General features: G+C 62.6%; 24 protein-coding genes and 1 tRNA gene. 8 read left to right on the top strand and 17 right to left on the bottom strand.

From position 1 onward, the window contains the following. Positions 1 to 41 precede the first annotated feature (41 nt). The 4 genes from HY556_07030 (at position 42) to HY556_07015 (ending at position 3,844) form a co-directional block, all read left to right on the top strand. Complete coding sequence (locus HY556_07030) at positions 42 to 623, top strand: DUF1684 domain-containing protein (protein ID MBI4393533.1); 582 nt, start codon at positions 42 to 44, stop codon at positions 621 to 623. A 62-nt stretch (positions 624 to 685) separates the two neighbouring features. Further along, positions 686 to 1,474: an SDR family oxidoreductase gene (locus HY556_07025; GenBank protein ID MBI4393532.1), complete on the top strand. Its 789-nt coding sequence runs from the start codon at positions 686 to 688 to the stop codon at positions 1,472 to 1,474. A gap of 71 nt (positions 1,475 to 1,545) precedes the next feature. After that, complete coding sequence (locus tag HY556_07020) at positions 1,546 to 2,922, top strand: phosphoribosylamine--glycine ligase (GenBank protein MBI4393531.1); 1,377 nt, start codon at positions 1,546 to 1,548, stop codon at positions 2,920 to 2,922. 4 nt (positions 2,923 to 2,926) lie between these two features. Further along, entirely contained in the window at positions 2,927 to 3,844 is a 918-nt protein-coding gene (locus tag HY556_07015) for an EamA family transporter (GenBank protein ID MBI4393530.1), read from the top strand. Between the two features lie 20 nt (positions 3,845 to 3,864). Here HY556_07015 and HY556_07010 read toward each other — a convergent pair whose 3' ends face one another. Then, complete coding sequence (locus HY556_07010; GenBank protein MBI4393529.1) at positions 3,865 to 4,548, bottom strand: HAD family phosphatase; 684 nt, start codon at positions 4,546 to 4,548, stop codon at positions 3,865 to 3,867. A gap of 24 nt (positions 4,549 to 4,572) precedes the next feature. Then, positions 4,573 to 5,205, bottom strand: coding sequence for a hypothetical protein (locus HY556_07005; GenBank protein MBI4393528.1), 633 nt, complete (start codon positions 5,203 to 5,205; stop codon positions 4,573 to 4,575). A gap of 8 nt (positions 5,206 to 5,213) precedes the next feature. Between HY556_07005 and HY556_07000 the strand changes: the two genes are divergently transcribed. Beyond that, the gene (locus tag HY556_07000; protein MBI4393527.1) at positions 5,214 to 5,486 is read left to right on the top strand and encodes a hypothetical protein; all 273 of its coding nucleotides are present in this window, start codon (positions 5,214 to 5,216) and stop codon (positions 5,484 to 5,486) included. A gap of 76 nt (positions 5,487 to 5,562) precedes the next feature. Here HY556_07000 and HY556_06995 read toward each other — a convergent pair whose 3' ends face one another. From HY556_06995 to HY556_06950, 10 genes are all read right to left on the bottom strand, one after another. Continuing rightward, a complete protein-coding gene (locus tag HY556_06995; GenBank protein MBI4393526.1) occupies positions 5,563 to 7,467 on the bottom strand; it encodes a choice-of-anchor J domain-containing protein in 1,905 nt (634 codons plus the stop codon). 247 nt (positions 7,468 to 7,714) lie between these two features. Beyond that, positions 7,715 to 9,694 carry a hypothetical protein gene (locus HY556_06990; protein MBI4393525.1) on the bottom strand — a complete coding sequence of 660 codons (1,980 nt, stop codon included), beginning with the start codon at positions 9,692 to 9,694 and terminating at the stop codon, positions 7,715 to 7,717. A 303-nt stretch (positions 9,695 to 9,997) separates the two neighbouring features. Beyond that, positions 9,998 to 12,037 (bottom strand): hypothetical protein, encoded by a 2,040-nt coding sequence (locus HY556_06985; GenBank protein ID MBI4393524.1) that lies wholly within the window; start codon positions 12,035 to 12,037, stop codon positions 9,998 to 10,000. A 121-nt stretch (positions 12,038 to 12,158) separates the two neighbouring features. Then, positions 12,159 to 12,695: a hypothetical protein gene (locus HY556_06980; protein MBI4393523.1), complete on the bottom strand. Its 537-nt coding sequence runs from the start codon at positions 12,693 to 12,695 to the stop codon at positions 12,159 to 12,161. Continuing rightward, on the bottom strand, positions 12,692 to 15,199 hold the full coding sequence (locus HY556_06975; protein MBI4393522.1) for a type II secretion system F family protein: 2,508 nt from the start codon (positions 15,197 to 15,199) through the stop codon (positions 12,692 to 12,694). The genes HY556_06980 and HY556_06975 overlap by 4 nt, the downstream gene beginning before the upstream one ends. Before the next feature lies 1 nt (position 15,200). Continuing rightward, positions 15,201 to 16,076, bottom strand: coding sequence for a type II secretion system F family protein (locus HY556_06970; GenBank protein MBI4393521.1), 876 nt, complete (start codon positions 16,074 to 16,076; stop codon positions 15,201 to 15,203). Between the two features lie 4 nt (positions 16,077 to 16,080). Beyond that, a complete protein-coding gene (locus tag HY556_06965) occupies positions 16,081 to 17,889 on the bottom strand; it encodes a type II/IV secretion system ATPase subunit (protein ID MBI4393520.1) in 1,809 nt (602 codons plus the stop codon). A gap of 2 nt (positions 17,890 to 17,891) precedes the next feature. Further along, entirely contained in the window at positions 17,892 to 18,356 is a 465-nt protein-coding gene (locus HY556_06960; GenBank protein MBI4393519.1) for a hypothetical protein, read from the bottom strand. After that, complete coding sequence (locus HY556_06955; protein ID MBI4393518.1) at positions 18,356 to 19,555, bottom strand: hypothetical protein; 1,200 nt, start codon at positions 19,553 to 19,555, stop codon at positions 18,356 to 18,358. Before HY556_06955 ends, HY556_06960 begins: the two co-directional genes overlap by 1 nt. A gap of 252 nt (positions 19,556 to 19,807) precedes the next feature. Beyond that, positions 19,808 to 20,554, bottom strand: a complete 747-nt coding sequence (locus HY556_06950; GenBank protein ID MBI4393517.1) for a hypothetical protein — start codon at positions 20,552 to 20,554, stop codon at positions 19,808 to 19,810. 206 nt (positions 20,555 to 20,760) lie between these two features. Between HY556_06950 and HY556_06945 the strand changes: the two genes are divergently transcribed. The 3 genes from HY556_06945 to HY556_06935 all read left to right on the top strand — a co-directional run bounded on the left by HY556_06945 (position 20,761) and on the right by HY556_06935 (position 23,023). Continuing rightward, the gene (locus tag HY556_06945; GenBank protein MBI4393516.1) at positions 20,761 to 21,519 is read left to right on the top strand and encodes a sulfite exporter TauE/SafE family protein; all 759 of its coding nucleotides are present in this window, start codon (positions 20,761 to 20,763) and stop codon (positions 21,517 to 21,519) included. Between the two features lie 102 nt (positions 21,520 to 21,621). Further along, positions 21,622 to 21,696 (top strand) — tRNA-Arg (locus tag HY556_06940). A 184-nt stretch (positions 21,697 to 21,880) separates the two neighbouring features. Then, positions 21,881 to 23,023, top strand: coding sequence for an acyl-CoA dehydrogenase (locus HY556_06935; protein MBI4393515.1), 1,143 nt, complete (start codon positions 21,881 to 21,883; stop codon positions 23,021 to 23,023). Positions 23,024 to 23,085: 62 nt separating this feature from the next. On the opposite strand, the gene HY556_06930 is transcribed toward HY556_06935, so the two are convergent. From HY556_06930 to HY556_06910, 5 genes are all read right to left on the bottom strand, one after another. Then, a complete protein-coding gene (locus HY556_06930) occupies positions 23,086 to 23,346 on the bottom strand; it encodes a hypothetical protein (protein MBI4393514.1) in 261 nt (86 codons plus the stop codon). Positions 23,347 to 23,516: 170 nt separating this feature from the next. Beyond that, the gene (locus HY556_06925) at positions 23,517 to 24,329 is read right to left on the bottom strand and encodes an FKBP-type peptidyl-prolyl cis-trans isomerase (GenBank protein MBI4393513.1); all 813 of its coding nucleotides are present in this window, start codon (positions 24,327 to 24,329) and stop codon (positions 23,517 to 23,519) included. Positions 24,330 to 24,426: 97 nt separating this feature from the next. Further along, positions 24,427 to 25,320 carry a methylmalonyl Co-A mutase-associated GTPase MeaB gene (meaB, locus tag HY556_06920; protein MBI4393512.1) on the bottom strand — a complete coding sequence of 298 codons (894 nt, stop codon included), beginning with the start codon at positions 25,318 to 25,320 and terminating at the stop codon, positions 24,427 to 24,429. 64 nt (positions 25,321 to 25,384) lie between these two features. Next, a complete protein-coding gene (locus HY556_06915; protein MBI4393511.1) occupies positions 25,385 to 25,786 on the bottom strand; it encodes a cobalamin B12-binding domain-containing protein in 402 nt (133 codons plus the stop codon). Between the two features lie 177 nt (positions 25,787 to 25,963). Next, the gene (locus HY556_06910) at positions 25,964 to 26,473 is read right to left on the bottom strand and encodes a hypothetical protein (protein ID MBI4393510.1); all 510 of its coding nucleotides are present in this window, start codon (positions 26,471 to 26,473) and stop codon (positions 25,964 to 25,966) included. Positions 26,474 to 26,475 lie beyond the last annotated feature (2 nt).

The following is a 26,475-nucleotide window of genomic DNA, read 5'->3' as shown; positions in this document are numbered from 1 at the left end:
GGGGCGAAGCGTTTTTTCGCCCTGGCCGCGTTCGTGAGAACGTGAAGAACGAACCCGACGCCCCCCAAGATGTTTCCACGACCCCGCTAGATGCGGATGAGGCGTGGCTTTCTTCCCTCGATTCCGAACGACGCTGGCGCGAACGCGGCTACCTCGGGAATGAGACGCCTCTCTCTAAGGAGGCGCTAGGGCGATTCACCGGGTTGCTGTGGTTTCCGCCGAATCCCTTGCTGCGCTTTCAAGGCGTGAGACTGGCCCGGCGCGGCTCGCCGCCTCACGCGGAGCTTTCTGCCACCGGGGACGATAAAGTGGACTTCCTTGCTATCGGGTCGCTGGGGTTCTCCGTCGCGGGGCGGGCGTATTCGCTCGAGGCCTTCGAACCAGCCCCCGGCGAAGTAGATGAGACTTACATCCTCGTGCCTTTCAGGGATGCAACTAGCGGGACGGAGACCTATGGGGGCGGGCGATACCTCGACCTCGATCCCCGCGCTGATGACCTGTACGAACTCGACTTCAACCGCGCGTACCACCCGTACTGCGTGCACGACGAAGCGTGGTCTTGCACGGTGCCGCCGCCGCAGAACCGCCTGCCTTTCCGCGTCGACGCCGGCGAGAGGCTTTGAGAGGGTTCGCGGGGACTCCGCCGCCTACCAACATTTTTCCCAATGGTCGCCGATAGGGGCCCATGGATCTTCAGCTCGACGGCAAGGTGGCGGCCGTCATGGCCGGGTCGGATGGCATGGGCCGGGCCTGCGCCATCACGTTTGCGCGAGAAGGCGCCCGTGTCGCCTTTTGCGCGCGGGGGAAGGACAAGTTGGCGCTCACGGCAAAGGAGGTCTCGAAGGAACGCGGCGGGGCCCCCTACGCGGTGCAGGCCGACGTCTCGATGGTCGGAGAGCCGGAAAGGTTCGTCAATGAGACCGCCGTCCACTTCGGAGGCCTCGACATCCTTGTCACCAACAAGGGAGGCCCGCCACCAGCTCGATTCGAGACCCTTTCTGACGATGATTGGTCAAAGCACGTGGACCTGCTCCTCATGAGCACCGTCAGGGCGATCCGGGCCGCGGTCCCGGCCATGCGAAAACGCGGCGGCGGATCGATAGTGCTTCTTGAAAGCACGAGCGTCCGGGCGCCCATCGAGAACCTGGTCCTCTCGAATTCCCTTCGCGCGGCGACCGTGAACGTCATGCGGACCCTCGCTTCCGAGCTCGCGCCAGACAACATCCGGTTGAACGCCGTCCTCCCGGGGTATGTCTCCACCGACCGCTCGCTCGAACTGGCCGAAGAGAGATCGAAGCGCCTCGGGATCACGGTCGAGGCGGCGGTCGCCGAGAGGACGCGCCAGATCCCATTGGGCCGCAGCGGCACGCCGGAGGAGATCGCTCATGCGATAGTTTTCCTCGCTTCCCCCCGGGCAAGTTACGTGACGGGGACCACGCTCTTGGTCGACGGCGGTTATTCCCGAGCTCTCTAGGCCGGGGTCATCGGCCGGTTGCGGCGCGGGCCCCAATCAGGCTTAAGAATCTCACATCCATATCCGGGGACGTGGCGACGCCGCTCGCAGTCTACGGTCCCGTGGCGCCCACGTTGCAGACGCAAAAACCGTTGAAGTTCCTCTTCATCGGCGATTGGGGGCTTTCGCTCGACGTGGCGTGGCAGTGCATCCGTGAAGGGCACCAGGCCAAGATGTACATCCACGACGCGGACTGCAAGGACATCGGCGACAACATCGTCGAAAAGAGCGCGAACTGGGAGGAGGACGTCGCGTGGGCGGACGTCATCGTCTTCGAGGACACGGGCTACGGAAAACACCAGGATCGGTTGAGAAAGGAAGGCAAACCCATCGTCGGCGGCTCGGAACTCGGGGACCGCCTGGAGGACGACCGTGACTTCGGCCAACAGACACTGAAGGACCTCGAAGTACCGACGCTCGACTTCCGCGACTTCACGGATTTCGACGAGGCGCGAAAATGGGTCACCGATACACCGGGACGCTACGTCCTCAAACCGAACGGGCCGGCCGCGGACTTCAAGGGCCTCGCATTCGTTTCGAAGCGTCGGGATTCGAGCGACCTCGTGGAGATGATGGACAACCTCCAGGCCAAGTGGCCGAAGAACCTGAAGCCAACTTTCCAACTCCAGAAATTCGCGGCGGGCATCGAGATGGCCGTCGGCGCGTTCTTCAACGGCACCGATTGGGTGCTTCCCTTGGCCGTGAACTTCGAGCATAAGAAGTTCCTCACGGGCGGCCTGGGACCGAACACGGGCGAGATGGGAACGAGCATCATGTGGGAACAGGACCTTGGGAACCGCCTCTTCCAGGCGACACTCGCCAAGGTGAAGCCGCTTCTTGCGGCGGATAATTACCACGGCTTCGTCGACATCAATTGCATCGTGAACGAGCAAGGCGCATGGCCGCTCGAATTCACGTGCCGGCTCGGCTATCCCATCACCCAGATAACCATCGACGCGTTCAGAAGCCCAGTCGGGACGTTTCTCGAGGGGCTGGCCCGAGGCGACGTGACGGGTTTTCGCGTCGGGGGACGGTTCAGCGTCGGGGTCGTCGTCACCGTCCCGCCGTTCCCTTTCGTGAGCAAGCCCGAGTTCGACCGGTACTCGCGCGATCTGCCCGTTTTCGGCGTGACGAAGGACCGGATCGACCACGTGCGCCTCGCGGAAGTGAAGTGGGACGTGAAGAACGACCGCTTCCTCACCGCCAACGAATCCGGATACACGCTCGTCGTCACGGGGACCGGGGACTCCGTGGAGGAGGCGAAGAGGCGCGCGTACGCGGTCCTCGGCGAGCGTTCGGCCGGAGGCATCTACCTTCCGAACATGATGTACCGGACCGACATCGGGGACCGTTGGGTGAACGACGAGCCGAAGCTGCAAGAATGGGGCTATCTGGTCCCCTCAAAGTGACGACATGGCCGCCGACCAGGAGACTTGGAACGCCCGTGTCGCGATGCTCGTCGTCATCGGCCTCTGTTGGAGCGGCGCTTTCACCGCCATCAAGGTGGCTCTTCGCTACGTGGATCCTTTCGACCTCACCGTGCTTCGGTTCTTGGTCGCCGCGCCGGCTCTTCTTGGCGTGCTTTGGTTACGCGGGCTTCCGAAAGTCGAGCGCATCGAATACTACCCGTTCGTCGCCGTGGCGCTCGTCACCGTGCCTGTCTACCATTTCTGCCTCAACTGGGGAGAGACGACGGTCACGGCAGGCGTTGCCGCCCTCATCGTCGCGACGGGTCCCATGTGGACCGCGCTGTTTTCGACCCTGATCCTTCGGGAGGCTTTGACGCCTATCAAAGTCGGTGGCATATTCCTGTCCCTCTTCGGCGTCGTGATGATCGTCGTGGGAAGCGGGGCTGAACTGACAATCACCTACACGCTGGGGGCGTTCGTGGTCTTACTCGCCCCGATGTCGTGGGCATACGCGACGGTCTTGTCGAAACCGCTCGTGATGCGGCACGGCGCGGAACGCGTCACGGCCGCCGCTACATTGGGCGGGACCGTGGTCATCCTTCCCATCCTCCTGACGGGGACGACCGGACGCCTAGGCGGCTTGCAACCTGACGGGGTGGGTGCGATACTGTTTCTCGGGATATTCGCGACCATCGTCGGTTACCTTGGCTTCAACTACGCGTTGAGGCGCCTCACGTCCAGTGAGACGATGAGCTTCGTCTACCTCAACCCGGTGTTCGGGCTCGTGTGGAGCTACCTGCTTCTTTCCGAGGTCCCGACGCCGGTGACCGTGTTGGGCGGGAGCGTCGTCATCTTGGGCATAATCCTCGCGCAACAACGGCTTAAGGTCGGCCCGTCCCGGGTCCTCCCCGCTGAAAGGTGAGAGCCCCCACCGCCTCCCCATCAATCGTCGCGCATCCCGAGGACGGCGGGAAGGCCCGTCAAGTCCCCTTGTGGGAGCCACGCGTCGCCGCGCTCTCGCACCCCAGGGCGCTCCCCCACGACCACGCCGAAACCGGCCTTCCTGAATCCGCAGACGTCTTGCGGTCCGTCGCCCACGAAGGCCGTCTTATCGGGGGTGAATCCGTGGCGGGCGGCAAGTGTCGCCAGGGCGTTCCCCTTGCACATCGAGAACGCCGTGCATCCCGCGTCGCATGGCGGGGGCGCGGGGTTCGTGAAGTCCCCGGTGGCCCGCCCGTCCTTGATCGTCAGCCCCAACGAGATCCAGCCGTCGACGCCAAGGATCGACGCCCACGCGCTCGCGGTCACGTCGTACCCATCGGTGGCGATGAAGCTCCTGACGCCGCGGGACCGTAGAAACGCAATGGCCTCACGCGCCCCGTTGGAGGCTGGGACGGTCCTCACCACCGCCTCGACCTCGTGCCTAGTCCGTCCTTTGAGGAACCTTGCGATCTGGCCCGTGGCCTCGTCCGCTTGCATGTGGTCGGCCCTTCTTGCCTGGAACACCCGTTCGAGTTCGTCGGCGAACCCGAATTCGCGGCCGAGAAAACGTATCGTCCGCCCGCGAAGAAGCGTGTCGTCGAGGTCGAAGACGACCGCCTCGAGAGGCACCGGAAGCGGCCTCAACGGGAAACGCCTCCTTCCGACGGTTCAACGTCTCGCGCCGTTCGCGGGCTTGGCGAGTGCCGACATGCGCTCCGAGAAGTCCGGGACCGCCGAGTAGACGCGAAGGAAATCCGGGAGCTGCTCCCGGTACGGGTCTCGCAGGTACCGTTCGGCGGCGCCTCCGATGATCTTCGAGAACTTCTCGACGAGGAGCTCCTCCGAATGCCTGTCATAGTCGAGTCCGTTAGCGCGCGAATCCACGAAGTACTTTCGCACTGAATCCTGGGCGAGCCTCGTGTAGACGACGGTCACCGTATGTATCGTCGCCTCGGAGATCTCCGCGCCCTCGGTCTCGACGAGGCCGCGAAGGATGGTGGTCGCGACATCGCTCACCATGCGTTGGAGGCCTTCTTCGCGACCCGCTCCCACCGGCTGGTGCTTATGCGAATAGACGCCGAGGTCGACCTGGGAGACCCGTTTTCCGGAGGCGTTCCTGAAGACCTCGGTAAGCAGCGACACCTCGAGTCCCCAGTTGAGGGCGACCCTCAGGTTCTCGGCCAGGTCCGACGTGATGGCGACTTCGCCCGAAAACGGGTACCGGAATCCCCGTAGGTACCCGAGGAACCTCGATCCCGGCGACACCACCTGCGTCAATTCGCCGAGGAACGGCCCCCGCAAGCGACGTCGTGCGCTCGGTTCGTGCTTTGAGGCTGGCGAACCGGAAGTCCGGGGGGCTCCTTTACCTCGGAAAAGTGAAGGCGACGAGTGATCCAAGCGTCGAGGCGATCCTCGAGCACGTGGCCGACATCGTCCTGGAGTTCAACGTGAAGCAGTTGGGGCAGGGGTTCGAGTTCTTCATGACGGTGGAGAAGATCCGCAACGAGCCGCACAAGAGCACGACGCTCTATTACAAGCCGACCAAGTGGGGCCTCCAAAAGGACCCGCGTGGCCGCGTCTAGGCCCGCCGTGAGCCCCGGGGGCCGCTACGACGCGTCCTCGGAGGGCCGGTTCCTCCGCCACCTCGACTCGACGCGTCTAGACCGTGCCGCCCCAAGTGTAGACGATGACACGGATCTCGACCGTGGGCGCGTCGCTGGACGTGTCCTGTTTGATAAGCGCTATCCGCTGCGCCGAGCCCACGACCTGGTCCCGAGGAACGGAAGGCCCGTAGTCGAGGTAGAGGCTGCGGAAACGCCCGTACATCAGCGCGTTGATGAGGAAGTTCTTCGCCTCCGCGGTGCCCATCGTGTGGGGGAAGTATGATCCGAGTAAGACCGTCCCGTTCGAGACCGCGCCGCTGTTGCTCACGGCAAGAAGCGGAGGCGTCCCTGCATCGGTCGTCACGATGACCTTTGTGAAAGTGGTTCCCGGGACGCTGTAGGTCTGGTTGCTGCGACTGTAGTCCCTGTACGATAGCTCGTTCGGAACGATTAGGAGGGGGTGAGAAAGGTCGCTCTGGTCGAAGAACAAAGCGCCGCTGGCGGTCACGATGCTTCCCGTGTAGATGGGATCCAACCATTGTTGGCTCATCGAAGAGCCGCCGAACCCGTAGATCTGGCGCCCCTTGAAGACCCAATCCTTGATGGATTGGCGAAGGAGGCCCTCGGTCGAGGACGCGTTGATGTTCGCCTGCGCGACTTCAGACCCGATGACCAACGCGTCGTAGGCCGTGATGTTGTATTCGAAGTCGTTGTAGTAGTAGGACCGGTAGCCACTTTGCCAGCCAGAGATATTCACGTTGTCGACGAACCAGCCGTTCTTGTCGTTCGCGGCCAAGGCGTCGGAGGTCCAGTGGAACGCGAAGAAGATCTTCTTTCCGGCGAACGGTGTCACGTTGACGCTCGTCGCTTCCCAATTCGTCTTGCTGCCGTTCCGGTACAGCTTGTCGAGAACGACGCTCCATTCTGTCGTGGTGGCCATGCTGCAGGCGGAATCGTCCTTCGTCGAGATATCGCAGGCGAGTAACTGCCCATAGTCGAGCGGGATCCCCGCGACGGCGGGGGCGTCCGACCAATGGACGAACGAGAGGTTCGCGGACGTCGCGTTCGTAAGGTCCACTTGGGGCAGCACCAACCAATCGTTCTCACTTACACCGTAGACCCATTTCGTCGAACCTCCGACCCAATTGCTCGACGTGACGTAGTGTTCGCCCGACGGCACGGTCAACTCGCCCGGCGTGTCCCCGTACACGCTGTTGTTCACGAAGTGCCAGTAGCCGTTGGCCGAACCGGCGACGGACAGGTTGAGGTCGTACGAGTAATAGAGTCCGCCAAGGCGGGGAAGCAAGACGCTACGGAGGTATGTCGCGCTGTCGTTCATCTTGTCGCCGATCGAATCGTAGAGTTCCGTGAGCAGCGTCTTGTTGTGCCTAGTGTTCGTGAACGTGATGGTGAGATTGTCGAGGATACCGCTTTCGTTCTGGGAGGGAGTGCCTTCTGTGTCGCCCGGGAGAACGGTCGTGAGATACTGTCCCACGTAGGCGAGCCTGTAACCGGACATGTTGACGACGTCCGTGACGGATCCGGAGGCGAAACTCGGTTCGGTGCGAAGGTGGAAGTCGCCCGTCTCGAGCCCGAGCCCGGTTCGCGCGTCGGGGTAATCGAGAGCCTCGTTCGAGAGCGACGTGCTGAGGTTGCCATAGACGGTGGAATTGAACTTGTTCAAGTCGAGTAGGTTCAATTCGCCCTGCTCCAGCAGCCCGAGACGTGTCGTGGAATCGGGGGCGAGGTGCCAATCTGCGGGTGTCCCCGGTTCGGTCACGAGTGTATCCACGAGCCGCGTCGCCCGGGCGTTCAAAGCCGTGTTGCTCGTGTCGGTCTGGGCCGTGAGACTCGCGAAGAAGAACGTCAGGATCGTGAAGGCGAGCATGAATATGCCGACCGCTATGAGGAAGCTTACGAGTGTCGACGCCGCCTGCTCGCGGTCGCTGCCTTTCACCATCTGCCTTCTCCTACGACACGGTCACCGGGCAGCGCGCCTCCGCAGCCACGAAGGCCCGCATCTAGCGGTCTTGCCCCCAGCCACCACACACCCGAACCGCGACCGTTTATATTTGTCCTATTGGTGGCGAAATAACCGGCCACCGTATATATCCTAGGCGGTTTGGGGGGCGCCAAGATTCGGACGGCATTGCTATCGCTTGGCTCGAACGGTGCCAGGCGCGCGGATGCTTGGTTCCGGTCGGGACCTAGTTGAAGACCTTGAAGAGGTAAAGCGTCAAACGCGCCTCTATCGTGGCCGCATTCAACGACGGAAGATAGACCGTCACGAGACGCGTCGTGGACCTCACCGTCGCATCGGACGGGATCGGGGGACCGTAATCGATGAAGGCACCGCCGTATGCCTGTACTAGGACATTGTAGACGAGTTTCTTGCCCTCCAGATCGTCCTGAGGCTGCGTGATGATGGCCGGCCTGTAGGTCGTAAGCACGATGGTGCCGTTTCCGAACGAGCCGGGCTCCGAGACCGCGAGGGCATCGTAGGAATCGCTCCCACCGACCGATTGCTGGCGCGTGATCACGTGCGTGAAACGATCCGAGGCCTTAAGCCGCCACGCAGTCCCTTGATCTAGGTACGCGAGGTAGTTCAACTCCTCCGGCCCATGCAAGATCGGGTGCGTGGGATCGGGCACGCTCAAACCGCCGCTCGCCGTCTCGATGGACGTCTCGAAGAGCGGTTGCAGCCATTGCACCGCCTGCGCATCCGAGCCCATTACGGAAAGCGCCCCGCCGGAAAGCACCCAATCGCGGATCGAGAGCTTCGCAGAGGCGGACGTCATCGCGTTCTGGTCGATGTTGCTTCCCACGATGACGAGATTGTACCGCGAGATATTGTTCGCGAAATCGTTGTTCATCACCTCCTTGATGTCCGGGTAGAGGTCGCCGCCATCCACGTAGGACGAATTCTTGAATTCTTCAAGGAGGTCTCTTAGGAGCGACCTTTCGAAGGCCGAGACGGACGTCTCCTCGTACTGCGACGTGTCGCCGGCCGGCTTGAACTCGCCAACGCTCACGTCCGTGACTTCGAGCCTTTCGCTTGCGTTGACCTGCCCGTACTTTATCGTCATGTTGTACCGGCCCGTGACGCCGTCCGGCGTATCCCAGTCGACGCGGTTCTGGCCGTTCTTCTCGACTTCCTCAGAGTAGTGGACCAGCTCCGAGCCGGCCGCGTCGTAGACGTAGATGTCGACGCCCTGGTCGTCGATGAGCACCCCGGTGCCGTTCAACGCGTTATAGGAAAGCCGTGCCTTGTCGTCACTCGACGACCCGTTCTTGTAGTAGGACTTGTCGCTGTCGACCACGAGTGCCGCGATGGAATTGCCGGAGATGCCGCCGCTTGTCATGGTCGAAGTTATCGAGACCGTGAATTGGGCAACGGTCTTCGTCGTGTCGGTGATAGTGACATTCACTATCCTTTGGTTGTCGTCCGACCATTTCCAACCTGTCGTCTTGTAAAGACGCAAGGCCATGCTCTCCGATGCCCCTGCCGAAAGCACCTTCGTGTTCTGGACGTCGACGATGCTGCCTTGTTTCAAGGGCACGTCAAACGTGGTTTGGAAGACCGTGTCCTCGGTGCCGTTGTTCGTGACGGTGACGTTGACGTCGACGAACGTCCCGTGGTCGACCACGGCCGTCGAGTACTGGACGAGATAACCCGTCCCAGCGCTCCCGCCGACTTTTTCGAAGTCGCCGACGTACGCGGCCTTGATGAACGGCAACTTGGCGAAGCGCCCGTCCTTGAGGTTCGTGAAGATCGGGTAGCTTCTAAGATGGAAGTCCTCGTCGACGAGTCCCATCGCGCCGCGCGCCTCCTCGTAGTCGAGAAGGCGGTTCGACGAGTCTTTCGTCAGGTTCGCCTGCCGCAGGTTGTCGAGCTTCCTGTAGTCGAGCTCGGCGGGGGAGCCGCTGCTAGCGAGGCCGAACCGCATCGCGTTATCGGGATCTGAAAGCCAATCGATCGAGCCCGATTGCCCCGAGCCGCCGCTTGAGATGATGAGGTCAAGCGCCCTGTCGGCCTCCGCCTCCAAACGGGTGGCGTCGGCGCCGAGTCCCGGACTCGACGACAGGAAGACCATCATCCCCGCCGTGAGCAGGATGAAGATCGACATCCCTACCATGAAACTCACGACCGACGAGGCGGCGCCTTCGCCGACTCGCCGCGTGCTCAAGCTCCGGTTTCCTTGGCCCGTATTACGCAACACCCCTCGTTCTCTTCGCGCCAAGCTCCCCAGCGAAGCGCACCTCGGCGTCTGTGAAAAGTGCCTTAAAAGGCTATTGCAAAGTGTGCCACCCTGAAACCTCGTGGTTGAGGGCTCCCCGCCATGGGTCTCCCGGGGGCTAACCCTTCTCCCGACAACTTGGGAAACGTGACGGGTCTCGCTCCCCTTTTCCACGACGCAAGGATGAGGCGATCGCTTCGGGAAACGAGTTCGTCGGTCCAAGACGCCCGGGGCTGCGAAAACCCCTGCCCTTCAACGCCCTACCTGGAAGAGGTAGAGGACCAACCTGACCTCGACGAGGGTCCGCGGAAGGCGGATCGGCGTTATCGTCACAAGTCGCGTCGACGCCGATACGGTAGCGTCCGACGGGATCACGGGCCCGTAGTCGATGAAGATGCTCCCACCCGCCCCGTACGCCTGCGCGAGGAAATTGTAGAGGAGTTTCTTCGCCTCAAGGAACTCCTGCGGCGTCATGAGGATGTGCGGCCTCCAACTCGTGAGGATGATGGTCCCGTTCCCAAAAGCCCCCGGTTGCGAAATCGTCAGCGAATCGAACGCGTCGGATCCCCCGACCGATTGTTCCTTCGCGACCACGTGGGTGAAACGATCGGCCGCCTTAAGACGCCACGCGGTCTGGTTGTCGACGTAATTCAGGTAGTTGAGCTCCTCCGGCACATGGAGGATTGGGTTCGTCGGATCTGGAACCCCTATGCCGCCGCTTGCCGTCGCGATGGAGCTGTGGAAAAGCGGTTGGAGCCATTGCACGGCCTGCGCATCACTGCCGAGGACCACGAGGGTGCCACCCCCTAGGACCCAATCGCGGACCGAGTACTTGGCGGCGGCGGACGTCATCGCGTTCTGGTCGACGTTCGACCCCACGACCAAGACGTCATACGTCGACAGGTTGTTCGCAAGATCATTGTTCATGACGTCCTTGATGTCCGGGTAGGCGTCCCCACGATCGACGTACGAATAGTTCTTGAAAGTCTCGACGAGCTCGTAGACGATCACCCGCTCATACACCGATCCACCCGTCTCCTCGTACACGGAATCGTCGCCCGCCGGCCTGAACTCCCCGACGGTAAGGTCCGTGACCTCCATCCGTTCGGACGAGTTCACAGAGTTGTACCGTATCGTCATGTTGTAGCGGTCCTCCACCCCGTCCGGCGTGTCCCAATCCACCTGGTTCTGACCGTTCTTACGTACCTTCTCGTTGAACGTGACGAGCTTCGAACCCGTCGAATTGTAGACTTCGATCGTGACGTCCTGGCCGTCGATGAGGGCACCCGTGCCGCTTTGCGCCGTGAACGCGAGCCGCGCCTTGTCGTCGCTCTGGCTTGCGTCGGTGTAGTAGGACTTGTGCGTGTCAACGACGAGGCTCGCGATTGGATTCCCGGACAGCCCGCCGCTCGCCATGTCGCTGGTGATATTGACGGTGAATTGGGCGACCGTCTTTTGAGTGTCCGTGACCGTCACGTTCACGACCTTTTTCGAGGTGTCTGCCCACGTCCAGCCCGTCGTCTTGAACAAGCGGAGTGTCATCGTCTCCGAGAGGCCGATGGCGACCCGCCCCGTGTTCTGTACGTCCACGATGCTTCCGTCCTTGAGATGGACATCGAACGTGGCTTGGAAGACCGTGGCTTCCGTCCCGTCGTTGGCGACGAGCACGCCGACGTCCACGAACGTGCCGCGGTCCTGGACGGTCGCCACGTAGGGGACGCTGTATGACACCGGACCGCTTCCCACCTTCGCGTAATCGCCGACATACGCGACCTTCAGGTCAGCGATCTTTGTGAACGTCGGATCCCCGAGGCCAGGAAAGACAGGGTAGCTTCTCAAGTGGAAATCCTGCAAGTCAAGGCCTAGTGCGGCCTTCGCCTCCGGGTAGTCGAGGTACTGGTTCGTCGAATTGGCTTGAAGCGCGCCCTTCGACATCGATGAGGCCTTCTTCCCGTCAAGCACACTTGGCCGACCCTCGACCGTGAGCCCGAACCTTGTGACGTTGTCCGGGTCCGATTGCCAGTCCGTAAGGCCGCCCGCGGTGTTCCCGGCCCCGCTCACTATGAGGTCCATGGCGGAAAGCGTCTGGGAATTGAGACCGCTTTTTTCGAGCCGTTCCTCGTTCGGGGACTGCGGGTAGAAGGCGAAGAGGGCGACTATCGCGCCCACGAAGACGAATAGCGCTATCAAGAACCCGATGAGTTGCGACGACCCCGCGTCCCCAAGACGGCGACTTGGCGGCGCCCGAACGCCGCCCAGCTGTCTTGTTGCCCTCGACCCTGACCCTTCCACGGAAGCCGCATGTGCGTTTACCACCTTAAACCCCTTTCGCGCCCCGAGGGTCGGCAGGCCATTGGAGGCCGCACTTACCTCAAGAAGCCCTATCGATACGCCACGCGGCGCGGACACGGGATCAGACAAGGCTCACGACCAGGGTCTCGTCGACACGGGCCGAACGCGACGACATGCTTAGGAAAAGGACCGCGCCCTTGATCCTGCCCCCGAAGTACATGATCCCGTCGTTGACGCCGTCGTACGGCCCTGTGATGTAGGTCCCATTGTAGGCGAACACCTCATACCCCGTCTGCGTCGAGTTGGTGACGTTGAGCTCGCTTTTCGGAGCGATGCTCGAGCCCGTTGCAAGAAGCGCCACGAAATCAAACCCACGTCCTATCTCGACTTTCGCTATCGAATTCGCCGACGAGGACACGGTGCTCTTCAACGTGTCGTTGGTCGTCGTCGAGGTCACGGCGTTGTAGACGACGGCGACGAAGCGTTCCCGGATCTCCCGGTACTCCTTCGAGAGTTGCGAGCTTGCCGAAGGGTTCTGCGCCCGTTTCTCGAGGGCGTTTATCTCCGCGAAGACCATGGCCGCGCCGATGAAGGCGACGACCAAGAGTATCCCCGCAAGGAGCAGGAGCTGCCCGGACTCCGAGTCGCGGCCCCTCATGCTGTCAGACCTACGAAGAACCTGAAAGCCACGTACGCGACCACGACCATGATGAAGGCGTGCTTCATGCCGGCGACGGCCCGGCCTTCGCTCATGACGCCCGCCACAAGGCCTCCACCGAAACCTTGTATGAGCCCCGCGTGGAAGAAGAGCTGGCGGAAGGCGGTCTCGTCGAAGTCCCTGAACGTGATGCTCCCCACCGTCACGCCGGCGGCGCCCTTCACGGCCTTGTGGACTTGCGGGATGAACTGGCTCGTGAGCACAGCCACGACGCCCAGGAAGACGAAGAAGGCGATGTAGATGATCATCACGTAGATCTGCATGCTGTTCGTGCGCTCCTTCACGATGAGTTGGATCTCCCTCGAATCGTTCGCGGCGGCAGTGAGGACGTCGACCACGTTCCCGCCGGCCTTGCTCGCTTGCACGATGAGGGACACGCTTCGCTCGATGAGCGGGGTCTTCACGCGTTTTGCGAACCGTTCGAGTGCCTCCGTGAACGGGACGCCCCATTCGACCTGCGCTGCCATGACGCGGATGTCCGCCGTCAGGGCCCCGTAGTTTCCACGCGCTGCGGTCCGGACGGCCTCGACGAGCGTCATGCCGCTACGTTCGGATTCGGCGAGGTCGCGAAGGAACTCGGGGAACCTCCCGTCGATCGCCCGGATCCGCGCCGCCTCGCGGTTCACGAAAAGCGAGTAGGGCCCGAGGCCGATGAGAAGGGCTGCCACGATGAAGTCGTTCGCGAAGACCGGGGCGAATTGGATCGGCCCTAGGTTACGAAGCACGCCGAATTGGATCAAGAGACCGACGACAAACAGGAGGAACGCCATGACGCCGGAGCCGCCGAGGACGAACAGGCGCTTCGCCTCGTCGGGGGTCAGGCGTTTCTTGCCGATATCCTCCTCCTTCTTCGCTTGTGCGAAGCGAGGATCGACGCGCTTGATCTGGAAGTAGCGCATGAGGGCGAATAGTCCGGCAAACGCTGCCCCTACGAGCGAGACGAGTATGAGGACGTCGTTTCCCACGCCTCCGCCCGGTGCTTTCACCACCCCAAGCCCCGAGAGGACGGTCACGGAGATGAGGAGCATCACCGCGAGGAGAGAGCCTACGTACGTGACCATGAGGTTGCGCTTGATCTCCTCGCGTTTCTCCTCCTTCTCCCGCTCCACGCCTTTGAGGGCGTCTCGCACCATCGAAAGGATTGTCGGCAGGAGCCCCCGGGTCTTCACAAAGAGGGACAGGGCCACGGCGCCGACGCCAAGCACGATCGAGGCGGTGACGACGTTGATCTCGGCGCCGACGGCGATCCCGGAGCCGATGAAGAGGGCGAAGAAGATGAAGGCGAAGGTCGCAATCGAAAGGAGCCACGCGGTCGCCCGGATCCCGGGCGTGTACTCGACGTGTGTCGGGACGCGCGCCCGCACCACACTCACGTATGGAAGGGGAAGGATCGCAAGGCCAATGAAGAGGATGAAGTTGGCCTCGAAAAACCCGAGGAGCTCCCCTATCGGCGTCGGGATCCCGATGCGCTTCAGTATCGAGAAAAGGAGCACGAGGCCGAGCATCGACGACGTGGAGGAGATCACGACCGACGTGATCCCAAGGATGAACCGTCGCATCTTGCGAGCGTCGGCGACGGCCTGCAGTTCGAGGCCCGGGACCTCCCGGGAGACGCCGATCGCGTAGGTCGCAAGCATGATGACGACCATCCCCCCGCCAAGTAGGTAGAGGCCCAGTGCCGTTATGCCGAAGCTGAAATTCGTAGCGACCGCGGCGACGACCAGGATGAAGGCGACGACCGAGAGCCCGAGGATGACCGAGGGGGGGAACCCGGTCTTCTTGATCCTGGGTTCGTGCTCGAACCAGTCGCCGATCTCCCCGACGGTGGGAAGAAGCGCCTTCGCCCGTACGGCGAGGAAGCCTACGATGAGCGCTATCGCCAGGACGAAACCCGCCCGTTCCGGAGGGATGGATTCACCGAGGACGCCCGGCAGGAGCCCGAAACCGGCGACGACCCCGACTAGGGCGAGGAGGATCGCAACGATGCTCGCAACGAGGCCAGTCCTGTCGCGTGCGGCCGTGGCCTCGACGTGGCTCTTGTTGAGTATCCTCACAAGCAGGGCAAGTGCCAGGACGACGGTGAAGGCCGAAAGGATCGCCGTGAAGCGGAGGACGTAGTCTTCGACACCGACACCGGCGAAGAAGCCGAGGCGTGCGAACACCGCGAGCGATTCGATGAGCGCGAGGAAGATGAAGAGGACGTTGAGGGCGAGAGAGATCGCGTTGAGGAGGAATTCGCGCCTGAACCGGTCGCCAAGCGTCTCCGTCCCGTCATCGTCGGGGTCGCGAAGCAGGAACGCGCCCGCTATGAGCATCACCATCGCGGCCGCGAAAAGGGCCGCCGGTGGGCCCTGCGCGTCGCCTACGAGGTTCAGGCCCGCCGCCGCGAACGCTGCGAGTATCGCGAATAGCGTAAGGCCCAGAGTGGCCCCGTTCTTGGTCACTTCACACCTCGGGCGTCATGGTCGAAAGACCGAAGACGAAGCCTGCGTTGACGACCGGGAGCATGAGGTAGACGGCGAGGCTCAACTGGGCCGTGCCCTGGCCCGACAAAGTACCCATGATAGCCATCATGATGATGAGGAACAGGGGGCCGGCGACGGCGGCCGTGACGTACGTCTCCGCCATGAGGCCCATCGTCTCGACGAAAGCCTTCTGCTCCTGGCGGTTCTCCCAAGAATAGCGCTCCGCCTTGGCCGCGAAGTAGGTCTGCAAGTCTCCGCCCGACCCGAAAGTCGTCACGGCACCCTGGAGAACGTCGTTCCAACGGTCGGAGGGGCTTCGTTCGATCCCGCGTTTCATCGCCGTCACGGCGTCTTTGCCGAAAAGAACGAGGTCCGCGTAGATGGAGCCGGCCTCGTCGCAGACCGCCCCGTAGACCTTCTGTTGGGAAAGCGACGCGAAGATCACGTCCACGTTGACGCCCGCAGAGGCCATCGCGCTGATGTAGCTCAGCGCGTAGGGCAGCCTCTGGTCCAGGTTCTTTCCCCGGGTCTTCGCCTTCGAGGATGGCTCACCCACGATGACGACGTACGCGATGAACCCGAAGAGGATGGGTAACACGAGCGCGGCGGCGAGGACCGGCGGGGGAAGCGCGATGCGGATGAGCGGAAGCAGGACGAGCAGCGTGATGAGCGTGAATATCAGGAAGAAGAACGCGACGACGGCGGCAACGACCAACGCGTAAGAGACCAAGACCTCGGCCCTCATCGGGACCCGCCCCTGCTTCATCTGGGTCTGCAGTTTCGCCAGGCGGAAATTCTGGCTCACGTAACCGCCAAGGATCTTGTAGCTTACGCGCTGCACCTCGGTGAGGGACACTTCTTCACCCCTTCTTCTCTGGGGCGCTTGCAGGCCCCGTGGCGGCTTCCGGTGGTGTTGCCTGCGGGGCGGTCTTCGCCTCGACCGCCGGGGCGGCGACGCCTTTCAACGAATCGGGCGAGATCAACGTGACGACCTTGGGTTTGAATGCCGACAGTTCCGCGTCCTCCCGGACGAGCTTCATCGTCTTCTCGGGGTCGCGGTAGTACGACTGGACGATGTACGCGACCTCCTTGTAGTCTTTCAGGTTCTTCCCGACCATCCAATTGATTATCTCCTTGCGCCGAGCGAGTTCCTCGCGCATCTCCTCGGTGCTCATGTTCTTCTCAAGTTGGATCCGTTCCAACACGTACGAGACGCCGGAGTACTCGAACTCGTCCTTCGTTGGGTTCCACTGGAAGACGCCGTTCGTGAGGATCTCACGCGTGTGGGGATCAAGGCCCACGATCTCGACTATCTCCTTCGAGCGGCGCACGCGTTTTCCACCTATCCTCGTCTGGATCTGCACGGAGACGATGTCGAGCGATTCAAGAAGCGAACGGGGGACGTTGATGGGATCGCTTTCCAACCTGTGGATCGCACTTTCGACGCTGTCGGCATGCATCGTGCCGTACGCCGTGTGGCCAGTAGCCATGGCCTGGAAGAGGGCGTACGCCTCTTGGCCACGCACTTCGCCGACGAGGATGTACTCGGGCCTTTGACGTAACGCCGCCTTGAGCAGCGTGAACATGTCGATCTCGCCGATCTGGCGCCCCTTGTCGTCGCGCGGCCCGAAACCGCTTCGCGTCGTACCGGCTATCCAGTTGGGGTGCGGGAGGTTCAACTCCCGCGTGTCCTCGATCGTGACTATCTTCATCTGGGGCGGGATGAAGAGGAGGATCGCGTTCAAAGACGTGGTCTTTCCCGAGGCCGTGCCCCCCGCGTAGATGGCGGACGAGCCGTACTGCACGGCGAGCCACCAGTAGGCGAGGATCTCCGCGCTCATCGTCTTGAACCTGACGAGGTCCGGCGGCGTGAACGGGACGTCGCGGAATTTCCTGATCGTGAAAGTGGACCCGCCAGCCGTGACCTCGTCCGAGAGCGTCGCATTGAGGCGCGATCCGTCGGGTAGCGTCGCATCCAGAAGCGGGTCGGCGATGGAGATGTGCTTGCCGCTACGCTGCGCGAGGCGGATCACGAAGCTGTCGAGCGCTTCCTCCTGGAAGACGACGCTCGTCATGATGCTCTCGTACTTCCGATGGTAGATGAAGAAAGGCACCTTGGGGCCGTCGCAAGAGATGTCCTCGATCTGGGTGTCCCGCATCAAGGGGTCCATCTTGTCGTACCCTTGGAAGTCGCGTATGATGTAGTAGAATATCTTCTCCTTGGAATCGGGCGAGAGCGTGATGGAGTAGTCGTACATTATCTCCTCCACGTTCTTGCGAAGGTACTCCGTGGCGCTCTTCGTGTCGAACTGTGTGTAACCGACCGTTATCATGTCGACGAGGGTCTCGGAGATGAAAGCGAGGATCCGCTTCTCACGCTCGTCGAGCGGCGGTTCGAGGACCTCGTACACCGTCTCGTGCGCCGCGTCGTTGGCCGACACGCGGATGAAGGCGTGCGGGTCGTTCACGGGGTAGACCTCGATGAGGCGAAGGCCCGGCGCCAGGGGGATCTGGTCCGGAAGAGGCACACGCTCGACCACGCTTGCCGGCTCCACGGCCTCTATCTTGGCCTTTTTCTTGGGGGCCTGGGGCTTCGGCTCGGGCATCTTCTTGGCGCCGCCGAAGACGCTTTTCTTCTTCTTTTCCGCCGGGATCGCTTTGTCGGCCATCGTCATCCGCTCTTGACGGTGATTGTCTTCTTGTTCGCACCAGCGTCGAATGCGTACACGACCTTCACGAGTCCGCCTGTCGGCGTCACCTCGCCGCTCACGAAAAGGTTCGATATAGCCTCAAGCCGGAACGTGGTCGAATTCACGCGGATCTTGCCGTCGGTGGTGTTCGCGAAGATCGTCTTGTTGGTGGCGCGGACGTAGTAGTCGCGGCCTTGCACCTCGGGGGCGCGAATCACGGATTCAAACGTGGCGTTCGGGAAATCATTGGAGACCTTCCCGAAAAGCGCGGCCTCCGAGGCCACTTGAACGGCGAATAGGCGTAACTCGCTTGCGTCCGAGAGGTCGCGGCTGGAATCGCGGATCACGTTGAAGGCCTGCATGGAGACGACCAGGATGACGACCGAAAGGGCGAACATCAGGATGAACCCGACCACCTCCGAAACCGCCGCATCCCCCAGCCTCATCAGCCCCTCAACGCCGTTACCACCGAATAAACCACGCGGAAGCGCATTTCGCCCGAGAACTGGTAATACAGGTTCTCATGGTTCATCGTGATCCCATTGACCGGGGCCGTCGCGGCAAGGTCGAGGCGCGTCATCGTGTAGTTGTTGGCCGTGTCGCTCAGGTAATCGTACCACGTCTCCCGGAACGTGGCGTCGCGAAGCACATAGATGCGCACGGACGACACGTTCGACTCGTCGACGAGCGACGTGGTCGAGTAGAGGTTCATCAAGAGCTCCGCCTGGCGGGCCCCGCCGAACGAGGCCGACCCGTTTATCTGGATCAAACGGATGAATGCGCTCTTGGAGGTTCCTCCCGTGCTGTTCGTGTAAGTCCTTACAGGCGGGATGGGCGGCTCGTTGGCTACGACAAGAGAACTGTAGGGGCCGTAGATCACGGCTCCGTTGGTGCTGAAGACGTGGCGCTTCTCCACACCCGATTCCGTCTCATAGTGCGTCGAGCCCACGTCCGTGAGCCACAAGCGGGCGACGGCACCGTCGTCGGAGGCCGTGACGAGCGAATTGTTGTAGAGGTAGATGCGGATGTTCAAGGCGTTCAGCGTGATGGCCGAGCCCGTGGAATTGTAGAGTTGGAGCGTGACGTTCTCACCGTTTGCGAGGGTGAGCGCCGTTGCCGCGCCGCCGCTCGTCGTGTTCACCGTGAGCTCCGTGAACGTGGACCCGATGAAGGTCCACGCCCGGACCTTGAGGGCCGAGGTGAGCGTGTAGCCGTTGTTGTGGAGCGCAAAATACCGGTCTGTGTCGTTGAGGCCGAAGTACGTGAAATTGTAGCCGTTACGAAGATCCGTCGCCACCACCCACCGTCCACCCTGCGTCTGGTCTATGGCGAGCGAGCCCTCGTTCAAGGTGGGCTGCCACTTGAAGGTCGTTTTCCCGGCGGATCCCGCCACGAGTGACTGGAGGCCATCGTCGAGGTCGCGGAACTGGTCCAAAACCGCCCTCGATTCGGCGTTCGCCTTCAATTCTTCGATGGCGGGAAGCCCCCAGGCGATGATCGCCGATATGGCGACGATCGAGATCGCGAGGATGAGGATCGTTCCAACGACGGGGCTCACACCGGAATCCGCGGCGGCGCGCAACGTGCGCTGGTACGACCTGCCCATCATGCTACCGGATCCGCCTGCCTGTCTCCGCTCCTCCAACACCAATCGCCAGGCACTCGCTTCTTAAAAAGTGATATTATAAAAACGCTCCGCAATGCCCGTTTTTTTCCACGGGAAACAACGGAAGCCCGACGCCCGCCTTTTTGACGGCGACCAGGGGAATGACCAGAAAGCGAAAATCACGCTTCCGGCCGCCGCCTGATGGAAAGCTCTGGCCAGCCGGCACGCGTTTTGATCGGGGGCTCGGCGGCCCCAGGAGGCGGATGTATGCTTTTGGAGTTGAGGCCTGCCCTAAAACACGCGTTTAGTGCTTTCGAGCCAGAGCCCCTTGTCGGTCTCTTTGAAGAGGAGAAGCCGCACGGGATCCTTCACGTTGAGCATCTTTGAGATCATGAGGTAAGAGTAGATCCCGAAGCCCTTCTGCTCTATCCCCAATTCGAGAACACCCGACGCGTAGTGCTTGAGTTTGCTCATGAACTGGGGAGAATGGATGCCCTTGATGACGGAAACGAGTTGGATGCCGTCGTTCTCGGTGCCGACGTGGACGAGTTGGCGGAAGAACGCCGCGGCCTCGGCCTCGTTCGAGTCCGTGATGAGGCTGGAGATGGATTCCACGCACAGCCTGTAGGGCGCGCCCTGGCCCGCTCCAAGCGCGTGTTCCAAGATGTGGGAGAACGCTTCTTCGCGGCCGATCGGCTGGGCCTGCAAGGATTCCGGAGACGGGGAACCCTGGGTCTTCGCGTGGGCCCCACCCCCTTTCAAGCCCGCGTACCCGTCGAAAACCTCGACTTTTCCGGGTTCTGTGGCGCCGGCGTCGCGCGCCGCCGTGAGGAGTCGCTCGCTGAAGCCGCGCGCTGGCCTATCGAATTGGTAGAAAATGAGGTGTTCCCCTTCGGCGAGCCCACCGCCAGCGAACTGCTCCGAGAAAAGGCCGACCGCGTTACTGGGGTCGCTTATTAGAAGGATCGTGGTGCCGCGCGGAACGCCGCCGCCGAATTGCGCGTCAAGGCCCGATATGCCGGTAGTAGCTAGTCCCATGCGCCGCCACGAAAACGTGGTCGGACCAAGCTCTTAAAGACTATCGAAAAGGCCCATGTACCCGATGGGAATCGGGAAAAACCGGCTCCTGCGGCAAAGCCCCCTTGGCACGTGCCCTGTCGGCCGGGGGGCGGGTGCCTTGCGGGGACCATGCCAAGGCCGACGCCGTTGGCAAACTCTATTCCCGGCCCCGGGTTGCCCCCATTGTGGAACCGGCGCTCACCAGTCTGGCGATCCTAGTGGGCGTCCTCGCCGGCGTATTATCTGGACTTTTCGGAATCGGCGGTGGCCTCGTGGTCGTTCCGGCGGCCATTTTCCTCTTCGGCACTGGTTTCCACGATGCCAAGGCGGCGAGCCTGATCGTGATCGTCGTCTCCGCTGCGACGAGCCTTTGGAAGCACCGGGGCGCGGGAAACGTCGACCTAAGATTGGGGGCGACCCTCGGCGCGGCCGGCGCCGTCGCCGGACTCGTCGGCGTCTACATAGCCGAGGTCACGCCCGAGTTCTACCTACGCCTCCTGTTTGCTGCTCTCCTGGTGGTGGCGGCGGCCCGGATGAGGGTCCGCATCGAACCTCGACACAACCCGCCGGATGTCCCGCTGACCGTGAGCCTCCCCGTAGGTTTCGTAGCCGGGCTCATGCCTGGGCTTCTTGGCGTCGGTGGCGGGATCGTCGTCGTCCCGGCGTTAGTCTATTACGGCGTCGGGATACATGCGGCCGTCGGAGCGTCCTTGGCGGCGGTCCTCGTGAACGGCGCCACGGCAGGTATCGGACAATTGGCCGTGGGTTTCGACGCCGTGGCCCTCGAGGTCGGCATCCCGATGGCGTTGGGAGCGTTCACGGGAGGCATGCTCGGTGCGAAGACGGGACTCAAGACCGGGTCCAAGAGTCTGTCGGATGCATTCTCAATCCTGCTTCTCCTGGTGGCGGCATCGGTCGCGTACTCGGCCTTCCGGGCGGGCTAGGCCCTGAAGCCGCCGCCACACTTGGACCCTCCACGTCCTTGGCTAACGTTCCCGACGGAAAACTTATTCCCTGTTAGAGAACCTCGCCGCCAGCATACACATGCACCCGTGGCTCAGCCCGGATAGAGCGCTGGCCTTCTAAGCCAGGGGTCGCGGGTTCGAATCCCGCCGGGTGCGTCCGCTATCGGGACTGTTGTGGAGCGAACGCACCCGTCTTGCCGTGGGCAGGACCTGTTGAGACTTCTGCCCACGGCCCGCCGGGTGCGCCCGATGCTGCCGGTGTTGAAAAAGCAAAACGCGCGAAAACCTTGCCGCGGCGCACAAAACTTGATAGGTGGCGCCCCTTTTCCCGCTTGGTAAGATGGACTTCCACCTGACGCCGGAGCAGGAGCTCATCCGCAAGACGGTGCGCGAATTCGCCGAGAAGGAGGTCGCCCCGAAGGCCGCGGCCATCGACCGCGAGAAGCGTTTCCCGACGGAGACGGTGAAGCGCATGGGCGAACTCGGCCTCATGGGCGTCACCGTTGCCGCGGAGTGGGGCGGCGCGGGCCTCGATTCCATTTCCTACGCCATCACAATCGAGGAGCTGTCGCGCGCATGCGCGGCTACCGGGGTCATCTGCTCGGTAAACAACTCGCTCTCCGGTTATCCGCTTGAGGCGTACGGCACACCGGAGCAGAAGCGCAAGTTCCTGACCCCGATGGCGAAAGGGGAGGCTCTCGGCGCTTTTGGTCTTTCGGAGCCGAACGCAGGAAGCGACCCGGCGGCGATGTCGACGACGGCCGTCAAGAAGGGCGACGGGTACGTCCTCAATGGCCAGAAGAACTTCATCACGAACGGCGGGCACGCCGACACCTACATCGTGTTCGCCAAGACCGATGCGGCCGCCAAGCACAAGGGCATCACCGCATTCATCGTGGAGAAGGGTCGTCCCGGCTTCACCTGGTCGAAGCCGGAGGAGAAGATGGGCATCCGCGCCGCGCACTCGGTGCAGCTCTATTTTGACAACTGCGAATTGCCGGCCGATGACCGGCTCGGGGCGGAGGGCGACGGGTTCAAGATCGCGATGAGGACACTCGACGGCGGACGCATCGGGATAGCGTCGCAGGCCGTCGGGATCGCGCAAGCGGCACTGGATGCCTCGATCGCATACTCGCTGCAGCGTAGCCAATTCGGAAGACCCATTGGCAGTTTCCAAGCCGTCCAGTGGCTCATCGCAGACATGGCTGTGGCCGTCGAAGGCGCGCGCCTACTGACTTGGAAGGCGGCCCAGATGAAGGATGCGGGGGAGAAGTTCGGGCCGCTCGCTGCCATGGCGAAACTCTACGCGAGCGAGGTGGCGATGAAGGCGGCGATAAACGCTGTCCAGATACACGGGGGGAACGGTTACACGCGCGATTATCCCGTGGAGCGCCTCATGCGGGACGCGAAGATCACCGAGATCTATGAGGGGACCTCGGAAGTGCAGCGAATGGTGATCGCCGGGAACCTCCTTCGCGCATGATCAGGCCGTCGCCGGAACGCCTTTGGGCATCACGCCTCTCAAATCGACACCCCTTACGGTTCTCAAAGGAACGAAACGCCCGTCGCGATGTCCACCGTGAACGCGATGCTGAAGAACAGGAAATCGAGCATCACTATCGCGTCGTCGCGGCCAAGAAGCCCGGCGAGGGCGGAGATCACGAGCGGGGCGTAGAAGAACGGGTTGAGACCGCCTCCCGCCGCGGCCACGTGCCACCACCCGGAGAGGAAAAGGACGAGCGAGAACGCGAACAGGCCTCGGGCGATGAGTTGCGCCGTCTTGTTCGTCGCGTAGATGTTTGCCATTTCGACCGGGCGGGTATCCCCGCCCCTCTTTAAAAACGATTCTGTCGAACGCGCAGGACGCTACTCGACGCGGGGAAGGCCGCGACCGCTGCGCCGGCGTCGAGGAGGGCGAGGGCGTATTTGCGGACATTGCGTGCCCAATGGAAGGCGACGACCGGCGGGCGTGATCCTCACGACGACGCGAGCGGCAACGGCGAGGGTGGCGGAAGGTCGTCCACACCGGAGACGCGGATGGCGAAGTTCAATGCATGTCCGAAGAGCGGGTGGTCCTCGTTTCCCGCGTAAGTGTAGGCCCTCGAGGGCGGGATGTGGACGACGGCGGTCTCGCCGGGCCGCATCCCGATGAGGCGGTCGTTGAAACCCTTGATGACCGGCACGTACCCGGCGGAACCATAGGGTTCCGGCGGTGTGGTCCCACGCTGGCCGCCGACGTAGACTTTCAGTTCCGTGAAGTTACGTTCATCGCCCAGGTACCCTTTCACGAGGGCGTCGTTCTCATCGATGGCCCGGTCGTTCGTGTAGAACAGGGTGCCGTTGTCATAGAAGCCGGCGGTGTAGACGCGAGCACCTTTTCCTTCTTCGGCTGGGGACCCGGCGTGTTGCACGAGGTCCACGGCAACACTGACTTCCGTCCTGTGGCCCTCGGCGCTCGTCAGCACCAGCGTAAGGTCGTGTCGGGCCAACGCGGCATCCGATCGGGGGCGAAGGGTCATGAGGATCGCCGCGCCGCCGCCCGGACCGACGGTCACGCGCTCCGGTTCGAACGATGGGCGCCACGAGGGACCGACACCGCCGACGCTGAAAGTCTGCGTCTTGTCGAATGTGTTGTTGACGTACAGGACGAAACCTGTGGACCCGCCTGGAAACGCGACGTGGCGGTCGCCAAAAAGCGCGACGTCGGCCGTCGCATGTGGCGGGGCGCTGAGGCAGCCGGGAAGTGCTGCGGCACAGATCACCGCCGTCACGAGCAGGGCGACACGCACGCGTCGGGAGGGGAAAGGGGGTGAAAATATGTATTGGCCGGGTGCCGCGGCCGAAGAGGCCCGGAAGGACGCGGTCGCGAGGTCTCGTGGCCACGGCCTAGGGTCGCCGCGCCTTGGCAAGGTGGTCCATTATCTCGTCACAGGCGGAATGGGGATCGATCTCCCTCTTCACGACCTTTTCAACGACCGAATCGAACGTGCGCCTCACACCAGCGTCGCCGAGGATGGTCATCGCCACTTGGCGCGTCACGAGGGCCAAGAGTTCGTCGCCCATTCTCTCTTTGCGCGCCCGGGCGAGCCTTCCGCCGGTCTTGAGGTGGGCAAGATGGGAATCGATCGCGTCCGCGAGTTCTTTGGTCCCTGTCCCTTTGCTCGCGACCGTGCGGACGATCGGTGGCGTCCAATCGCGCTTCGAGGAGAACTCGAGCATCGCCTGGATCTCCGAGGCGACGCGGTCGGCCCCGTCCATGTCGCTCTTGTTCACGTCGAACACGTCGGCGATCTCCATTAACCCCGCCTTGAGGTTCTGCACATCGTCGCCGAGTCCCGGCACGCAGACTACAACGACCGAGTCGGCAGCCTTGGCGATGTCTACCTCGGCCTGCCCGACCCCGACGGTCTCGATGAGAATGATGTCCTTTCCCATCGCGTCGAGCACGCTGACGCAGTCTCTCGCGGCGCGCGATAACCCCCCAAGTTCGCCGCGGGAGGCGAGGCTCCGGATGAAAACACCGGGGTCGAGGCAGCGCTGGTTCATCCGGATGCGGTCGCCGAGGATCGCTCCGCCGGTGAAGGGGCTCGTGGGGTCGATCGCGACGACGCCGACGGTCCTGCCAGTACTGCGATAGTGCGCGATGAGCTTGTCCACGATCGTCGATTTCCCGGTGCCCGGTGGCCCCGTGACGCCTATCACGTGGGCGTTCCCGGTCCTCTTGTAAAGCATTCTCAAGGCCGCGATACCCCGCGATTCGCCCGCCTCTAGAAGAGACATCAACCGGGCGGTCTTTCGGACGTCACCAGCCTCGACCCCTTCGACGAGTTCCGTCTCTTTCACGCTAGCTCGCCCGGCGCGCGTTCACGCGGAAGAAATCGATGATGGTTTCGATGGTGGTCCCGGGCCCGAAGACCGCCTTGATGCCGCGCTTCTTGAGTTCGGCCGCGTCGTCGTCGGGGATGACGCCGCCGGCGGCCACCATGATGTCCGTGGCCGAGCGTGAGCGCAGGAGTTCGACGACTCGCGGAAGGAGCGTCATGTGCGCTCCGCTCAATATGGAAAGCGCCACCGCGTCGACGTCCTCTTGTATCGCGGCCTCCACGATCTCCTCGGGCGTTTGGCGTAGGCCCGTGTAGATGACCTCCATCCCAGCGTCGCGTAGTGCCCTGGCGATCACCTTCGCACCACGATCGTGCCCGTCGAGGCCAGGTTTTGCGACAAGGACCCGGATCTTTTTCTCCATCAGGTAACCGTTACCAGCAGCCGGAGGCCGCTACTTTAGGCTTTTGTCGCGCCGCGCGTGTGGCTCCATCGTAAGGGGGAGACTTGGGTTGCATGGAAGGCGAACGCTTCTCGACGTCACGCGTGGACCGGCCCCGCTGCTCCAAAGTCCACGCCGTGCATTTTCAAAGGAGCAGCGTCATATCCCGGCAAACCGCATCGCGCCGGTCGTCACGGCTGCGACGACCAGGCTGGCCAATGCAAAACCGGTCAACGAGAAGATGAACACGCGCCAACGGGGCCAACCGAAAAGCCATCCGAGAGCCGCGGCGACGTACGTGCCGAGGAAGAAAGCCGCGATTATCAGCGAAAGCGGCCCAAGCGCCATCACCCGGGGGTGTTCGGCGGCGCGCTTCCTTGCCTCCGTCACAAGGCGCGAGACGGTCTTGGAGGATTCACCGATCTGCAGGAGTTCCTGGACGGCAAGAAGTGCTCCGGAGCCGGCAAGCGCCATCACGACGAGGGTGGTTCGAGGCGAAAGACCCGCACCCGGGCCAAGAGGGTATGAAATGGCACCGACCAGGAATGTCGCGATGATCAGCGGGGCGGAGGCCAAGGGCCCGATGCCCTCTTGGGCCGCGGCGAGCATTGGCGCGGCCGCCCCAAGTAGCGCCAGTGCGGGGACGGCGCGAAAGACCTCGGCTCTCATGT

Source organism: Euryarchaeota archaeon (assembly GCA_016207515.1).
Lineage (GTDB): Archaea > Thermoplasmatota > SW-10-69-26 > JACQPN01 > JACQPN01 > JACQPN01.
The sequence above is the reverse complement of the archived record's forward strand: the minus strand, read 5'-3'. Positions and strand labels throughout refer to the sequence as shown.

What these genes read in the sequence shown, in the direction of transcription:
- HY556_07025 (MBI4393532.1), top strand. Translation starts at nt 686, where the DNA reads ATGGATCTTCAGCTCGACGGCAAGGTGGCGGCCGTCATGGCCGGGTCG.
- HY556_07015 (MBI4393530.1), top strand. Translation starts at nt 2,927, where the DNA reads ATGGCCGCCGACCAGGAGACTTGGAACGCCCGTGTCGCGATGCTCGTC.
- HY556_06995 (MBI4393526.1), bottom strand. Translation starts at nt 7,467, where the DNA reads ATGGTGAAAGGCAGCGACCGCGAGCAGGCGGCGTCGACACTCGTAAGC.
- HY556_06980 (MBI4393523.1), bottom strand. Translation starts at nt 12,695, where the DNA reads ATGAGGGGCCGCGACTCGGAGTCCGGGCAGCTCCTGCTCCTTGCGGGG.
- HY556_06965 (MBI4393520.1), bottom strand. Translation starts at nt 17,889, where the DNA reads ATGGCCGACAAAGCGATCCCGGCGGAAAAGAAGAAGAAAAGCGTCTTC.
- HY556_06960 (MBI4393519.1), bottom strand. Translation starts at nt 18,356, where the DNA reads ATGAGGCTGGGGGATGCGGCGGTTTCGGAGGTGGTCGGGTTCATCCTG.
- HY556_06950 (MBI4393517.1), bottom strand. Translation starts at nt 20,554, where the DNA reads ATGGGACTAGCTACTACCGGCATATCGGGCCTTGACGCGCAATTCGGC.
- HY556_06935 (MBI4393515.1), top strand. Translation starts at nt 21,881, where the DNA reads ATGGACTTCCACCTGACGCCGGAGCAGGAGCTCATCCGCAAGACGGTG.
- HY556_06930 (MBI4393514.1), bottom strand. Translation starts at nt 23,346, where the DNA reads ATGGCAAACATCTACGCGACGAACAAGACGGCGCAACTCATCGCCCGA.
- meaB (MBI4393512.1), bottom strand. Translation starts at nt 25,320, where the DNA reads ATGTCTCTTCTAGAGGCGGGCGAATCGCGGGGTATCGCGGCCTTGAGA.
- HY556_06915 (MBI4393511.1), bottom strand. Translation starts at nt 25,786, where the DNA reads ATGGAGAAAAAGATCCGGGTCCTTGTCGCAAAACCTGGCCTCGACGGG.
- HY556_06910 (MBI4393510.1), bottom strand. Translation starts at nt 26,473, where the DNA reads ATGAGAGCCGAGGTCTTTCGCGCCGTCCCCGCACTGGCGCTACTTGGG.